Source organism: Streptomyces europaeiscabiei, from assembly GCF_001550375.1.
In the GTDB taxonomy this organism is placed as follows: domain Bacteria; phylum Actinomycetota; class Actinomycetes; order Streptomycetales; family Streptomycetaceae; genus Streptomyces; species Streptomyces europaeiscabiei.
In genome coordinates this window covers 1-13673 of sequence record NZ_LRTR01000179.1, presented here as the reverse complement: position 1 = coordinate 13673, position 13673 = coordinate 1, and the positions used below count along the sequence as shown (strand labels likewise).

Here is a 13673-nt window from a genome sequence, read left to right as displayed (position 1 = left end):
GGGATCGGGCTCGGTGGCCGCGGGCTGGGAGTGCGCGGAGAGCGCCGGCTGGGCGTGCTCCGAGGGGGCCTGTCCGCTCTTCGCGCACGAGGCCGCGGTGCCGGGATCGGCCTGCGCGTCACCCGTGCGTGCCTGAGCGGGTAAAGCCGCGGCGGGCGTGGTGCGCATTGGCTCCTGGGTACGCAGGAGCGCCCCGCGGGGATCCGTGGGGCCTGCGGCGCTCTGAGGGCGCTCGTGCGAGGTGGGGTGCTCCGTCACGCGTGTCGAATCCATCCGTCCGGGACTGCGCGTTGTGTGCGCAGTGCGTCCCGCAAACCCGATACTTCGTCCCGCAGAAAGGCCGATACCCGGATTACGTGTCCTGGGAACGGAATTCCCGCGTGGTCAGAGGCAGTTCCTGTGCCACACACGGTACCGGCGGGCGCGCGGAACGACAGTACTGCCCGTCCGTCGTGCCGTCTCCGGCTCGTCCCGGTGTAACCCTCGTACCCCTTGATCACGTCTTGCCGCCCCTCGGTGACGTACGGTCAAGCCTTGCCCGGACTGCGGGAGTTGCCCCTGTGAACTCTTGCGGAGGACGATCCTACGGTTGCGGACCGGGGGCGCATCAAGGGTCTCATGAGGCCAAGTGCGCGGGCGTACGGTCCCAGTCGTCCGGGAGAGACGGTACTCCCCATGCCGGATTCGGGCGCCAGTGCTGCCAACCGTCCGAGAACGGCGGGCCCCACGCGCGGATCACCTCCACCGCGGAGCGACCCGCCTCCCGGACCCGCTCGGCCGCCGACGCGTCCATCAGGCCGTCCTGCTGAGCCTGCGCGAACTCGTCCTCGTCGAGCCAGTTCCAGGACCGGTCCGGGTACACGCAGATGTCCAGGAAGTGGTCCTCGGAGTCCACACCGCCGTCCCAACGGGCCAGCGGCGTCTCCAGATTGACGTACCAGTTCTTGAAACGCCAACCCTGCTCCCAGAACAGCCACACCGACCAGGGCTCGCCCGGCCGCGCCAGCTTCAGCACCCCGGTGCCGGACCAGCGGCCGAGCCGCACACTCCGAGGCTTCTTGTACCGGGAGTCCAGGGGCTCCGAGTTCAGCGAGGTGCCGTCCGCCAGCACGGGCCGTACACACTCGGTACCGGGTGCCATCCACACGGCCAGCAGTTCCTCGTCGTCGCGTACGACCGTGACGGGGCGCGCGATATGGAAGCGTTCGCCGCCGTTCTCCCGGTAGCGCCACAGGATCTGACTCCCGGGCTCCCAGAACTCCGCCGATCCGCCCGCTTCCGCTCGTCTCACCACTCCGTCGTCTCCCATGCGCAGATATTAGGTGTCATGCGCATATGACGCTGCGGTACCGGTCATGGTTCACGCCTTGGCGGGAATCGGTTACCCGCGCGACACCCATGACGGCTTGAACTCGCCGTCCGGTCACGGCCGTGTCATCCGCAGGACATCCAGTGCCTCGTCGAGCTGCTCCAGGGTCAGGTCGCCGCGCTCCACGTACCCGCTCTCCAGCACGACCTCCCGGATGGTCCTCCGCTCCGCCAGCGCCTTCTTGGCGACCTTCGCGGCCTCCTCGTACCCGATGTACTTGTTGAGCGGGGTGACCACGGACGGCGAGGACTCGGCGTACTCGCGGGCCCGTTCCCGGTGGGCGACGATTCCGTCGACGGTCCGGTCGGCGAGCAGCCGGGAGACGTTGGCGAGCAGCCGGACGGACTCCAGGACGTTCCTGGCGATGACGGGCAGCATGACGTTGAGCTCGAAGTTGCCGGACGCGCCCGCCGTGGTGACCGTGGCGTCGTTGCCCGTGACCTGCGCGGCGACCATGAGGACGGCCTCCGGGATCACCGGGTTGACCTTGCCGGGCATGATCGATGAACCGGGCTGGAGGTCCGGGAGCGAGATCTCCGCGAGGCCGGTCCGCGGCCCCGACGCCATCCAGCGCAGATCGTTGGCGATCTTGGTGAGGGACACGGCGATCGTGCGGAGCTGCCCGGACGTCTCGACGATCCCGTCCCGCGCCCCCTGCGCCTCGAAGTGGTCCCGGGCCTCGGTGAGCGGCAGCCCGGTGACCCGCGCGACCTCCGCGATGACGGCGGCGGAGAACCCGGGCGGCGTGTTGATGCCGGTCCCCACCGCCGTACCGCCCAGGGGCAGTTCGGCGAGCCGGGGGAGCGAGGCCGTCAGCCGCTCGACGCCGTACCGCACCTGGGCCGCGTAGCCGCCGAACTCCTGGCCGAGAGTGACCGGTGTGGCGTCCATGAGATGTGTACGGCCGGACTTCACGACATCGGCGAATTCCGCCGATTTGCGCTCCAGGGCCGAGGCCAGATGCTCCAGCGCGGGGATCAGGTCACGGGTGACGGCGGCGGTGGCGGCGATGTGGATGGACGACGGAAACACGTCGTTGGACGACTGTGAGGCGTTGACGTGGTCGTTCGGATGCACGTCCCGGCCGAGCCGCTCGCTCGCCAGCGTGGCGATGACCTCGTTGGTGTTCATGTTCGACGAGGTCCCGGACCCGGTCTGGAACACGTCCACCGGGAAGTGCTCGTCCCAGCGCCCCTCGGCCACTTCCGCGGCCGCCTCCCGGACCGCCTCGGCGATGTCCTTGTCGAGCACGCCCAGTTCGGCGTTGACCGTCGCGGCGGCGCCCTTGATCCGCGCCAGGGCCTCGATGTGGGCGCGCTCGATGCGCTGCCCCGAGATCGGGAAGTTCTCGACCGCCCGCTGTGTCTGGGCCCGCCACTTGGCGTCCGCCGGCACGCGGACCTCGCCCATGGAGTCGTGTTCGACGCGGTAGTCACTCATGTCCGGTACAGCGTCCGGACCGGGCGTGGTGTTCCCGGCCGTACCCCGTGAGGGTGAGCGTGAAATTCCGCACGCCGATGTCGGTGACGTGCAGTACGGTCACCGCGACGAGCCGATCGTCGAACGCAATGTCGAATGAAGTGTCGAAGAAGGAACGTGCATTGAGAAGCGCTGTCATACGCCGGTCCTGCGTGGCCGGTGTCGCCGCACTGTCCCTGACCATGCTCGCCGCGTGCTCGGACTCCGGTGAGAGCGGGGGAGAGGGCGACTCGGGCGGCAAGGCCCTCTCCGCCGCGGACCTGGAGAAGGTGGTTCTGGAGGACGGGGACGTGAAGGGCCACAAGGTCACCGAGCCCACCGCCACCGTGGACCGGAAGGACATCGAGCCGGGCAGTGACGCGTGCGCGCCCGTCGCGTACGCCATGCTCGGCTCCGTGGTCGACGAGCCGGCCGCGACCGTGCAGCGCGAGACGCAGAAGAAGATCGACCCCGCCGAGGCCGCCAAGAGCGGTGACGTCTCGGGCCTCGACGCCACCCGCACCCTGCTCCGTCTGACCTCCTACGACGGCACGGCCGCCCAAACCGTGATGAAGTCCCTCGCCACCTCGGCCAAGGCCTGCGCGGACGGCTTCGAGGTCACGGCCGACGGCACCGCCCAGGCAGTCACCAAGGTCTCCACGGACACCGCGCCCGAGGGAGCCGACGAGGCGATCGCCCTCAACTTCCTCAGCGAGGCCGAGGGCACGAAGATCCCGATGAAGGTCGTCGTCTTCCGCGAGGGCGGCACCGTCGGCTACGTCACCGCCCTGAACCTGGCCTCGGCCGCGTCGGGCAAGGACTTCACGTTCCCGGCGGAGGTCGTGGAGGCGCAGGTCAAGAAGCTCGCGTAACCGTTCTGCGAGGTCCGTGCGCCGCATCTCAGCCCGTCCGGCGTTTGAGGACGAGCCCGAAGGGCGACACCGGGGGCTGGGGGCGAAGCCCCGGGACGGTCCGGGGCCGAAGGACAGCGCCCCTGGTGACGGGACGGGTAGGGGCGGCCGGGGCACAACACCCCTACCGCCCCGAACCCACTACCTCTACGCCAACCCCGGCCCCCGCACCGGAATCGACGTGAACGTGGGCGCCGGCGCCGGGTCCTTGAAGAAGTCGTTGCCCTTGTCGTCGACGACGATGAACGCCGGGAAGTCCTCGACCTCGATCTTCCAGACGGCCTCCATGCCGAGCTCCTCGTACTCGACGACCTCGACCTTCTTGATGCAGTCCTGCGCGAGCCGGGCCGCGGGCCCGCCGATCGAGCCCAGGTAGAACCCGCCGTGCGCCCCGCACGCGTCCGTGACCTGCTGCGACCGGTTCCCCTTCGCCAGCATCACCCTGGACCCGCCCGCCGCCTGGAACTGCTCCACGTACGAGTCCATGCGCCCGGCGGTCGTGGGACCGAAGGAACCGGACGCGTACCCCTCGGGGGTCTTCGCCGGGCCGGCGTAGTACACCGGGTGGTCCTTCAGGTACTGCGGCATCTCCTCGCCCGCGTCGAGCCGCTCCTTGATCTTGGCGTGGGCGATGTCCCGCGCCACGACCAGCGGCCCGGACAGCGAGAGCCGCGTCTTCACCGGGTACTTGCTCAGCTCGGCGAGGATGTCGTCCATCGGCTGGTTGAGGTCGACCCGTACGACGTCGGACTCGTCCAGGTGCTCGTCCGTCGTCTCCGGCAGGAACCGCGCCGGGTCCGTCTCCAGCTGCTCCAGGAACACACCCTCGGCAGTGATCTTCGCGACGGCCTGCCGGTCGGCCGAGCAGGACACGGCGATCGCGACGGGGCACGAGGCGCCGTGCCGCGGCAGCCGGACGACCCGCACGTCGTGGCAGAAGTACTTGCCGCCGAACTGCGCGCCGATACCGATCTTCTGCGTCAGCTCGAAGACCTTCTCCTCCAGCTCCTTGTCCCGGAACCCGTGCCCGAGCGGCGACCCCTCGGCCGGGATCTCGTCCAGGTAGTGCGCGGAGGCGTACTTCGCGGTCTTCAGCGCGTACTCGGCGCTCGTACCGCCCACCACGATCGCGAGGTGGTACGGCGGGCACGCGGCCGTGCCCAGCGAACGGATCTTCGCCTCCAGGAACTTCATCATGGAGGCCTCGTTCAGAACGGCCTTCGTCTCCTGGTACAGGAACGACTTGTTCGCCGACCCGCCGCCCTTGGCCATGAACAGGAACTTGTACGCGCCGCCGTCGGTGGCGTACAGCTCGATCTGCGCCGGCAGGTTGGAGCCGGTGTTCTTCTCCTCCCACATGGTGAGCGGAGCCATCTGCGAGTAGCGCAGGTTCAGGTTCAGATACGCGTCGTAGACGCCCTTGGACAGGGCCTTCTCGTCCCCGCCCTCCGTGAGCACGTTCTGCCCACGCTTGCCCATGACGATCGCCGTACCCGTGTCCTGGCACATGGGCAGCACACCGGCGGCCGCGATGTTCGCGTTCTTCAGCAGGTCGAGCGCGACGAACTTGTCGTTGCTCGACGCCTCCGGGTCGTCGATGATCCGGCGGAGCTGCGCCAGGTGCGCCGGCCGCAGATAGTGCTGGATGTCGTGGATCGCCTCGGCGGCCAGCTTGCGCAGCGCCTCCGGCTCCACCTTGAGGAAGGTGCGCCCGTCGGCCTCGAAGGTGGAGACACCCTCGGAGGTCACCAGCCGGTACGGGGTGGTGTCCTCTCCCATGGGGAGCAGATCGGTGTACTCGAACTCAGGCATCGGTGCCCATTCCTTACTAGACAGGCTGTTTCCAGGCTCGGTTCGCCTCCGGGGCGCCACAGCCCGTGCGGGGAGCCCGACCGTGCCCGGCCCTTCGGGCCTGTCGCGCGCTCGGGCTGTCCGCACAGGCGCGCCCAATCGGCTCACTCGCCGGCGGCTGGCCTCCATCGGCAGCGCTCACCAGCGTAGAACCTGCCCGGGAGGGCGGGCTTGTGAGGTAAGGCTCAGTTCGGCGGCCACGAGTTGTCCACACCCCTGGTCGCGATCTATCGCGAGTGGGTAATCTGCTGTCGTGGACCTACAGAAGCGCCCCACCCAGGAACCGCCGTTGTCCTCTGCCGAGCTGCGCGCCTCCGACGCCGACCGCGACCGGATCGCCGACCTCCTGCGCGACGCCCTCGCCGAGGGCCGCCTCACCGCGGAGGAGCACTCCGAGCGGGTCGAGGGCGTGCTCGCCGCCAAGACGGTGGGTGAGCTGGACGTCTTCGTACGGGACCTGCCGGCCGGCCAGGCCCGCAGGGCGGCGCGGGCGTATGTGCCGCCCGTGTCCTCCGTGCCCAACCGCCCGACACCGGGCGCCATCCCGATCGACCCCGACGACCGCCTGGTGGCCGTCTTCAGCGCATCGATGCGCAAGGGCCGCTGGCGGGCCGGCCGGCGCATCCACGCGTACGCGATATTCGGCAGCGTCGAGATAGACCTCAGCGAGGCGCTCTTCGAGCACCGCCAGGTGATGATCAAGGCGATCTCGGTCTTCGGAAGCGTCGAGATCCGCGTCCCGGAGAACGTCTCACTGCGCGGCAGCGGCGGCGGCATCCTCGGCAACTTCGAGGTGGACGCGCTGGATTCGGGCGAGACCGATGCCCCCGTGGTCTATGTGGACGGACTGGCCGTCCTCGGGAGCATCGAGGCGAGGCCCAAGCGGGGCAAGGTGATCGCCGACCTCCTCGGCCGGGTCACCGACCACGTGTCCCGCAAGGTGGACGATCATTTGCGCAAGCACCTGGATCGTTGACGCTTGTGAATTCGACCACGCCCGGACACCACCCGAAGGGATCCGGTCCGGTTGTGGGCGCACGGTGTTGACGGCTAATTCCAGCGGATCGGGACTCAGTGCATAGGCCCGCGCACAGCGGGTAGGCCTTGCTGCATCGTCTCTCGCTCGCGAAGCCGTCGTCAGGAGTAGACCGTGCTGCATCCGCCGCATTCGTCCCTGCAGGTCGCTGCTGTTCCGCCCCAGCGGGTGCCAGTGCGGGACAGGGATCAGGACGCCCCGTGGCACACGGAGGCCGTGTGCCGGCGTGACGAGGCCGGGCTGTTCTTCGCCCCCTCCAAGGAACCCACCGCGTCCAGGCTCTCCCGAGAGGAAGCCGCCAAGCGCGTCTGTGCCCGCTGCCCGGTCATGGTCGAGTGCCGCGAACACGCACTCCTGCAACCCGAGCCCTACGGAGTCTGGGGCGGCCTGACGGCGGCGGAACGCCGAGTGGTCCTCGCCCGCCGCCGTCGCCGGGATGTGGAACTGCAGAAGGCGGCGAGGGCGAACGGGACGATAGCGGCGGCGGGCTGACACCGCCGATACGCACGAGAAAGGCGCCCTCTCCGCACAAGAGGGCGCCTTTCCGGCGCCGGTCGGCTGCGCTTTTCGGGGGCGCGGGGACTGCGCGATCGGCCACGACGAACCCACGGCCCAAACTGACCGCAGCCCCCAGCTCCCCCTGCCCAGCCGGCGGAGCTACTTGGCCTTCTCGAAGTCGATCGAGCTGTAGGCCCGCAGCTTGCTCAACCGGTGCGTCGAGTCGATCCGCCGCACCGTCCCCGACTTCGACCGCATCACGATCGAGTCGGTGGTCGCGGTCTCCGACCGATACCGCACCCCACGGAGCAGCTCACCGTCGGTGATGCCCGTCGCCACGAAGAACACGTTCTCCCCGGACACCAGGTCGTCGGTCGTCAGCACCCGGTCGAGGTCATGGCCCGCGTCGATCGCCCGCTGCCGCTCCGCGTCGTCCTTCGGCCACAACTTGCCCTGGATCGTGCCGCCGAGGCACTTCACCGCACAGGCCGAGATGATGCCCTCGGGCGTACCGCCCACACCGAGCAGCAGATCGACACCCGTGCCCTCGCGCAGCGCCAGGATCGAGCCCGCGACATCGCCGTCGGAGATCAGCCTGATCCGAGCCCCGGCCTCCCGGATCTCCTTGATGATCCCTTCGTGCCGGGGCCGGTCCAGGATGACCACGGTCACATCGTCCGGCGCGGACCGCTTCGCCTTGGCCACCCGCCGGATGTTCACGGAGATCGGCGCGTCGATGTCGACGAAGTCGGCCGCCTCGGGCCCGGTGACCAGCTTGTCCATGTAGAAGACGGCCGACGGGTCGAACATCGTGCCTCGGTCGGCCGCCGCGAGCACGGCGATCGCGTTGGTCATGCCCTTGGCGGTCAGCGTGGTGCCGTCGATCGGGTCCACGGCGATGTCGCACTCCGGGCCGGTGCCGTCACCGACGCGCTCGCCGTTGAAGAGCATCGGGGCCTCGTCCTTCTCGCCCTCCCCGATCACGACGACACCGTTCATCGACACGGTGGAGACGAGGGTCCGCATGGCGCGTACGGCGGCCCCGTCCGCCCCGTTCTTGTCCCCGCGGCCGACCCAGCGGCCCGCCGCCATCGCGGCCGCCTCGGTCACCCGGACCAGTTCCAGGGCGAGGTTGCGGTCGGGGGCTTCGGAGGGAACTTCGAGTTCGGACGGCAGCTGATGATTCTCGGTCATCGGAGCGCACCTTTCTGATACGACGACGGCCGGATGAGGGTTCGGCCCGACTCTATCGTCAGTCCGACAAAATGAGCAGGGGACCCCACGGATGAGCGGACCGGTGCACCTGCGACGATGAGGGCGTGGCAGGTACGAAAGGCAAGCAGAGCGTTCGCGACATGGTCCTCTCCCTGGGGCTCATCGTGCTGGCGGCAGGGGTCATCTATCTCTTCATCCCGCACGACGAGACCGAGCAGGAGCCCAAGCGCGTCGACTACCGCGTCGAACTGCTGACGGCGCGCCGCGCGGCCTCCTACGCGGTGGCTGCGCCCGTGGGTCTGCCCGAGACCTGGAAGGCCACCTCGGTCCGCTTCCGGGGCGACGAGTCCGACCGCTGGCACCTCGGCTTCCACGACCCCGACGGTCAGTACGTGGCGGTCGAACAGTCCACCGAGAAGCCGTCCCGGTTCATCGCGGACGCCACCCAGGACGCGAAGAAGACCGGGACCGAGCAGGAGATCGGCGACAAGACCTGGACCCGGTACGAGGGCGAGCGCTACGACGCCCTGGTCCTGGAGGGCTCGGGCTCCACGACCGTGGTCGCGGGCTCCGCGTCGTTCGCCGGGCTGACGAAGATGGCCGAGGCCCTCAGGACCGAGTGACGCGCGGAGCGTGAGCCCGTCGAGTGCGGCCGTATGAGCGTGCCTCGCAAGCACGAAGGGCCCCGGCGACCACTGGAGGGAAAGTGGTCGCCGGGGCCCTTCGTCATGGCTGCGGCGGGGATCAGACCGTGGTGACGACGTGGTCGAAGTCCAGGCGCGGGGAGCGCGGGTGGGACGCGCCCTCGTCGGCCCTGCCGATGTTGACGACCATCAGCGGAGTGTGGTCGTCGTCCAGGAACTCCTTCTGGACGCCGGCGAAGTCGAAGCCGGTCATCGGACCGGCGGCCAGGCCGGCGGCGCGGACACCGATGATGAAGTACGCGGCCTGGAGGGCGCCGTTCATACCGGCGGCGGACTCACGGGCCGCGCGCTCGGCGAAGAAGAGGTCCTTGACCTGCGGGAGCGCCGGGAACAGGGTCGGCAGCTCCTCGTGGAACTCGTTGTCCGCGGCGAGGATCGCGACCAGCGGGGCGGTGGCCGTCTTGGCCCGGTTGCCCTCGGCCATGTACGGCACCAGACGCTCACGGGCCTCGGCGGAGCGGACCAGCACGATGCGCAGCGGGGTCTGGTTGAAGGCGGTCGGGCCGTACTTGACCAGGTCGTAGATCGCCTGGACCTGCTCCTCGGTCACCGGCTCGTCGGTGAACGTGTTCGCGGTGTGGGCCTCGCGGAACAGCAGGTCCTGGGCGGCGGGGGCGAGAACGAGGGACATGAGGCAACCTTCGTGGCGATGTGGGGTGTACGTCCCCGACCGTACGCGCCGGAAGTTCAAGTTTCAACCAAAAGTGGGGTGCGGTGATCCGCTTCACAGTGCCGTGCGGGCACGGGTCACCCGGCCCTGCCGTCCCCCTCCGTGTCCTGCGCGGTCTCCGCCAGCGCCGCGTCCAGCCGCGCCCGCGCCCCGTCCAGCCAGCGGCGGCAGACCCTGGCCAACTCCTCGCCGCGCTCCCAGAGCGCGAGAGACTCCTCCAGCGTCGTACCGCCCGCCTCCAGCCGGCGGACGACCTCGATCAGCTCGTCCCGCGCCTGCTCGTACCCGAGGGCGCGGTCGGCCTCCAAGGCCCCGGCCGCCCCGGTCGTCCCGTCGGCCTCGCTCACGTTGCTGGTCATGCGGCCCACCTTATGCGTCCACTCCGACAGTCCCGGTTCCGCCGACAGGCTCTGTTCCTCCGGCCGTCCCCGGCCCGTCGACCCGGACGACGAACTCGCCCTCGGCCACCCGCGCCCGCAACGACTCCTCCGGCCCGACCTCGCCGGGCGCGCGGACCACATGCCCGTCGGCCTTCTGCAGCACCGCGTACCCCCGCTGGAGCGTCGCCGCGGGGGAGAGGGCCACCACGCGCGCGTGCGTGTGCGTCAACTCCGAGACGGCACGGTCCAGATGGTGCCCGAGGCAGCGGCGGCCCCGGTCGAGCAGCGAGGCCACATGGTCGGCACGCTCGTCGACCATGCGGTGCGGATCCTCTATCGAGGGGCGCGCGAGAGCATGCGCGAGTCCCCGCTCCTCCCGCTCCACGAACGACTCCACGCACCGCCGCGCCCGGTCCCGCAGCCACCGCACCCGCTCGTACTCCTCGCCCACGTCCGGCACGACCTTCTTGGCCGCGTCGGTCGGGGTGGACGCGCGCAGGTCCGCCACGTAGTCCAGCAGCGGGGTGTCCGGCTCGTGCCCGATCGCCGACACGACCGGCGTACGGCAGGACGCGACCGCCCGTACGAGCTGCTCGTCGGAGAACGGCAGCAGGTCCTCCACGCTGCCGCCGCCGCGCGCCACGACGATGACGTCCACGCCGTCCAGCGCGTCCAGCTCCTTCACCGCCTGCACGACCTGCGGCACCGCGTGCACACCCTGCACGGCGACGTTGCGCACCTCGAAGCGGACGGCCGGCCAGCGGCGCCGGGCGTTCTCCAGCACGTCCCGCTCGGCCGCGGAGGCCCGGCCGCACACCAGCCCGATGAGCTGCGGCAGAAAGGGCAGCGCCTTCTTCCGTTCCGGCGCGAACAGCCCCTCCGCGGCCAGCGACTTCTTCAACTGTTCCAGCCGGGCCAGCAGTTCACCGACCCCGACCGGCTTCATCTCGGTGGCCCGCAGCGACAGCTGCCCGCGCGGCGCGTACCACTCCGGCTTCGCCAGGACGACGACCCGCGCGCCCTCGGTCACCACGTCGGCCACCGCGTCGAAGACCTGCCGGTAGCAGGTCACGCCGACGGAGATGTCGTGCGACGGGTCCCGCAGCGTGAGGAACACGACGCCCGCGCCCGGACGCCGCGACAACTGCGTGATCTGCCCCTCGACCCACACCGCACCGAGCCGGTCGATCCAGCCGCCGATGAGCCGGGAGACCTCGCCGACGGGGAGGGGGGATTCGGCGGACGTGTTGAGAGCCATGCGGCCGAGCGTAGCGGGGGGCGCCGACAAGGCCGCCCAAGAGCTCGGTGGGTGCCTGTGCGTTGGCGGGCGCTGGTGGTGTGTGGTTGCTCGCGCAGTTCCCCGCGCCCCTGAAAAGCAAGGGCTGCGCCCCATGCTTCTCGACCCGACCCGTCGCCTTGAGGGCCCGCGGCCCCGTGGCCTTGCAGGTTGGCGGGCCCGTAGCCTTCCAGGCCCGCAGGGGACTGGTCCTTGAGGGGCGCGAGGGGCTGGTCCTTGAGGGGCGCGGGGAACCGCGCGACCAGCCCCCACCGGACCCGCGCCCGCCGACGAACCGACCTTCCCGCCCCCTGGCGCGCTCCCACCGGCGGAGCCCCCCGCGGGGAACCCCCTACGATGGAAGGCATGACCGCTTCGCCTGGCCGCCGCCGTGTCCTCCTCGCCGCCCCGCGCGGCTACTGCGCGGGTGTCGACCGTGCAGTGATCGCCGTCGAGAAGGCCCTGGAGCAGTACGGGGCCCCGATCTACGTCCGCCACGAGATCGTCCACAACAAGTACGTCGTGCAGACGCTGGAGAAGAAGGGCGCCATCTTCGTCGAACAGACGGAGGAGGTCCCCGAGGGCAACATCGTCATGTTCTCCGCTCACGGCGTGGCCCCGACCGTCCACGACGAGGCGGCGCGCGGCAAGCTCGCCACCATCGACGCGACCTGCCCGCTGGTCACCAAGGTCCACAAGGAAGCGATCCGGTACGCAGGCGAGGACTTCGACATCCTCCTGATCGGGCACGAGGGCCACGAGGAGGTCATCGGCACCTCGGGCGAGGCGCCGGACCACATCCAGCTGGTCGACGGCCCCGAGGACGTCGCCAAGGTCGAGGTCCGCGACCCGTCCAAGATCGTCTGGCTCTCCCAGACCACGCTCTCAGTCGACGAGACGATGGAGACGGTCGGCGCGCTCAAGGAGAAGTTCCCGCTGCTCGTCTCGCCGCCCAGCGACGACATCTGCTACGCCACGCAGAACCGCCAGCTCGCCGTGAAGCAGATGGGCGCCGAGGCGGAGCTGGTCATCGTGGTCGGCTCCCGCAACTCCTCCAACTCGGTCCGGCTCGTCGAGGTCGCCAAGCTCGCCGGCTCCCGCGAGGCCTACCTCGTGGACTTCGCGAGCGAGATCGACGAGGCATGGCTGGAGGGCGTGGAGACCGTCGGCGTCACCTCGGGCGCCTCCGTGCCGGAGGTCCTCGTCGAAGAGGTCCTGGAATGGCTCTCCCAGCGGGGCTTCGAGGACGTCGAACTGGTCAAGGCCGCCGAGGAGTCGATCACCTTCTCCCTGCCCAAGGAACTCCGCCGTGACCTGCGCGAGGAGGCCGCCTCCCTGGTCGCCGAGCGCACCGGCCAGGGCGCCTGACCGTCTGAACACCCGCGTACGGCCCCGGAACGTGAAGGTTCCGGGGCCGTACGCGTTCCAGGACGTGAGGATTCCGGCACCCGGCGGCGGCCGGACACCTCGGCAACGTGACGGTCTGTCGCACGACGTAACGTAGGGCCATGCACATCTTCGGCGTGGACATCGGTGGTTCCGGGATCAAGGGCGCGCCCGTGGACCTGGACCTGGGCGACCTGGCGGACGAGCGGCACAAGGTGCTGACCCCGCACCCGGCGACGCCCGACTTGGTTGCCGACGGGGTCAAGGAGGTCGTCGACCACTTCGGCTGGACCGGCCCGGTCGGCATCACCTTCCCCGGCGTGGTCACGGGCGGCGCCACGATCCGCACGGCGGCCAATGTCGACAAGAGCTGGATCGACGTCGACGCGCGCGCCCTGCTGAGCGAGCGGATCGGTGGCCTGCCGGTGACCGTGGTGAACGACGCGGACGCGGCGGGCGTGGCCGAGGTCCAGTTCGGCGCCGGGCGCGACCGTCAGGGCACCGTCATCCTGCTCACCTTCGGCACGGGCATCGGCAGTGCCGTCTTCTCCGACGGCGTCCTCGTCCCGAACACGGAGCTGGGCCACCTGGAGCTGCACGGCCACGACGCCGAGACGCGCGCCTCCACCAAGGCCAAGGACGACCACGAGCTGACCTGGGAACACTGGGCCAAGCGCGTCACCAAGTACCTCGCCCATGTGGAGATGCTCTTCTCGCCCGAGCTGTTCATCATCGGCGGCGGAGTCAGCCGCAAGTCCTCGAAGTTCCTCCACCTCATCGAGGGCGTCAGGGCGGAGATCGTCCCGGCCCAGCTGCAGAACAACGCGGGCATCGTGGGCGCGGCGATGAGGGCCGCGAAGGCCGGCTAGTACCCCCGGGGGGCGGCGCGGCGCGGCTGTGCCGGAGGCCTCGGTGCCCG

The 13673-nt window shown here is 70.0% G+C and carries 14 protein-coding genes; 6 read left to right on the top strand and 8 right to left on the bottom strand.

What is annotated here, in order from left to right; genetic code table 11:
• Nucleotides 1-616 precede the first annotated feature (616 nt).
• The 3 genes from fomD to AWZ10_RS08770 all read right to left on the bottom strand — a co-directional run bounded on the left by fomD (nt 617) and on the right by AWZ10_RS08770 (nt 2987).
• Entirely contained in the window at nt 617-1309 is a 693-nt protein-coding gene (gene fomD, locus AWZ10_RS08780) for a cytidylyl-2-hydroxypropylphosphonate hydrolase (RefSeq protein ID WP_046707497.1), read from the bottom strand.
• 114 nt (nt 1310-1423) lie between these two features.
• The gene (locus tag AWZ10_RS08775) at nt 1424-2809 is read right to left on the bottom strand and encodes a class II fumarate hydratase (RefSeq protein ID WP_046707496.1); all 1386 of its coding nucleotides are present in this window, start codon (nt 2807-2809) and stop codon (nt 1424-1426) included.
• Nucleotides 2802-2987, bottom strand: coding sequence for a hypothetical protein (locus tag AWZ10_RS08770; protein WP_046707495.1), 186 nt, complete (start codon nt 2985-2987; stop codon nt 2802-2804). Before AWZ10_RS08770 ends, AWZ10_RS08775 begins: the two co-directional genes overlap by 8 nt.
• A 13-nt stretch (nt 2988-3000) precedes the next feature.
• Between AWZ10_RS08770 and AWZ10_RS08765 the strand changes: the two genes are divergently transcribed.
• On the top strand, nt 3001-3699 hold the full coding sequence (locus tag AWZ10_RS08765; RefSeq protein WP_060890803.1) for a hypothetical protein: 699 nt from the start codon (nt 3001-3003) through the stop codon (nt 3697-3699).
• Nucleotides 3700-3885: 186 nt separating this feature from the next.
• Here AWZ10_RS08765 and AWZ10_RS08760 read toward each other — a convergent pair whose 3' ends face one another.
• Nucleotides 3886-5550, bottom strand: coding sequence for a fumarate hydratase (locus AWZ10_RS08760; RefSeq protein ID WP_046707493.1), 1665 nt, complete (start codon nt 5548-5550; stop codon nt 3886-3888).
• 292 nt (nt 5551-5842) lie between these two features.
• Between AWZ10_RS08760 and AWZ10_RS08755 the strand changes: the two genes are divergently transcribed.
• Both AWZ10_RS08755 and AWZ10_RS08750 read left to right on the top strand, forming a co-directional pair.
• A complete protein-coding gene (locus tag AWZ10_RS08755; protein ID WP_046707492.1) occupies nt 5843-6565 on the top strand; it encodes a DUF1707 SHOCT-like domain-containing protein in 723 nt (240 codons plus the stop codon).
• Between the two features lie 174 nt (nt 6566-6739).
• Nucleotides 6740-7117 carry a WhiB family transcriptional regulator gene (locus tag AWZ10_RS08750; protein WP_041669242.1) on the top strand — a complete coding sequence of 126 codons (378 nt, stop codon included), beginning with the start codon at nt 6740-6742 and terminating at the stop codon, nt 7115-7117.
• Nucleotides 7118-7282: 165 nt separating this feature from the next.
• Here the strand turns inward: AWZ10_RS08750 and glpX are convergent, their stop codons facing one another.
• Nucleotides 7283-8317, bottom strand: coding sequence for a class II fructose-bisphosphatase (gene glpX, locus AWZ10_RS08745; protein WP_046707491.1), 1035 nt, complete (start codon nt 8315-8317; stop codon nt 7283-7285).
• Nucleotides 8318-8442: 125 nt separating this feature from the next.
• Here glpX and AWZ10_RS08740 point away from each other — a divergent pair, with 125 nt between their 5' ends.
• Entirely contained in the window at nt 8443-8961 is a 519-nt protein-coding gene (locus AWZ10_RS08740; RefSeq protein WP_078935577.1) for a DUF4245 domain-containing protein, read from the top strand.
• 121 nt (nt 8962-9082) lie between these two features.
• On the opposite strand, the gene AWZ10_RS08735 is transcribed toward AWZ10_RS08740, so the two are convergent.
• From AWZ10_RS08735 to xseA, 3 genes are all read right to left on the bottom strand, one after another.
• Entirely contained in the window at nt 9083-9673 is a 591-nt protein-coding gene (locus AWZ10_RS08735; RefSeq protein ID WP_046707489.1) for a malonic semialdehyde reductase, read from the bottom strand.
• A 116-nt stretch (nt 9674-9789) separates the two neighbouring features.
• Nucleotides 9790-10071, bottom strand: a complete 282-nt coding sequence (locus AWZ10_RS08730; protein ID WP_046707514.1) for an exodeoxyribonuclease VII small subunit — start codon at nt 10069-10071, stop codon at nt 9790-9792.
• 10 nt (nt 10072-10081) lie between these two features.
• Nucleotides 10082-11350, bottom strand: coding sequence for an exodeoxyribonuclease VII large subunit (gene xseA / locus AWZ10_RS08725; RefSeq protein ID WP_060890802.1), 1269 nt, complete (start codon nt 11348-11350; stop codon nt 10082-10084).
• 375 nt (nt 11351-11725) lie between these two features.
• Between xseA and AWZ10_RS08720 the strand changes: the two genes are divergently transcribed.
• Both AWZ10_RS08720 and ppgK read left to right on the top strand, forming a co-directional pair.
• On the top strand, nt 11726-12736 hold the full coding sequence (locus AWZ10_RS08720) for a 4-hydroxy-3-methylbut-2-enyl diphosphate reductase (RefSeq protein WP_107084714.1): 1011 nt from the start codon (nt 11726-11728) through the stop codon (nt 12734-12736).
• Nucleotides 12737-12876: 140 nt separating this feature from the next.
• Nucleotides 12877-13623 carry a polyphosphate--glucose phosphotransferase gene (ppgK, locus tag AWZ10_RS08715; RefSeq protein ID WP_046710055.1) on the top strand — a complete coding sequence of 249 codons (747 nt, stop codon included), beginning with the start codon at nt 12877-12879 and terminating at the stop codon, nt 13621-13623.
• The last annotated feature ends 50 nt before the right edge of the window (nt 13624-13673 follow it).

Coding starts and splice junctions, on each gene's coding strand:
- AWZ10_RS08720 (WP_107084714.1), top strand. CDS start 11,726: ATGGAAGGCATGACCGCTTCGCCTGGCCGCCGCCGTGTCCTCCTCGCC.
- fomD (WP_046707497.1), bottom strand. CDS start 1,309: ATGGGAGACGACGGAGTGGTGAGACGAGCGGAAGCGGGCGGATCGGCG.
- AWZ10_RS08760 (WP_046707493.1), bottom strand. CDS start 5,550: ATGCCTGAGTTCGAGTACACCGATCTGCTCCCCATGGGAGAGGACACC.
- xseA (WP_060890802.1), bottom strand. CDS start 11,350: ATGGCTCTCAACACGTCCGCCGAATCCCCCCTCCCCGTCGGCGAGGTC.
- AWZ10_RS08770 (WP_046707495.1), bottom strand. CDS start 2,987: ATGACAGCGCTTCTCAATGCACGTTCCTTCTTCGACACTTCATTCGAC.
- ppgK (WP_046710055.1), top strand. CDS start 12,877: ATGCACATCTTCGGCGTGGACATCGGTGGTTCCGGGATCAAGGGCGCG.
- AWZ10_RS08730 (WP_046707514.1), bottom strand. CDS start 10,071: ATGACCAGCAACGTGAGCGAGGCCGACGGGACGACCGGGGCGGCCGGG.
- glpX (WP_046707491.1), bottom strand. CDS start 8,317: ATGACCGAGAATCATCAGCTGCCGTCCGAACTCGAAGTTCCCTCCGAA.
- AWZ10_RS08735 (WP_046707489.1), bottom strand. CDS start 9,673: ATGTCCCTCGTTCTCGCCCCCGCCGCCCAGGACCTGCTGTTCCGCGAG.
- AWZ10_RS08775 (WP_046707496.1), bottom strand. CDS start 2,809: ATGAGTGACTACCGCGTCGAACACGACTCCATGGGCGAGGTCCGCGTG.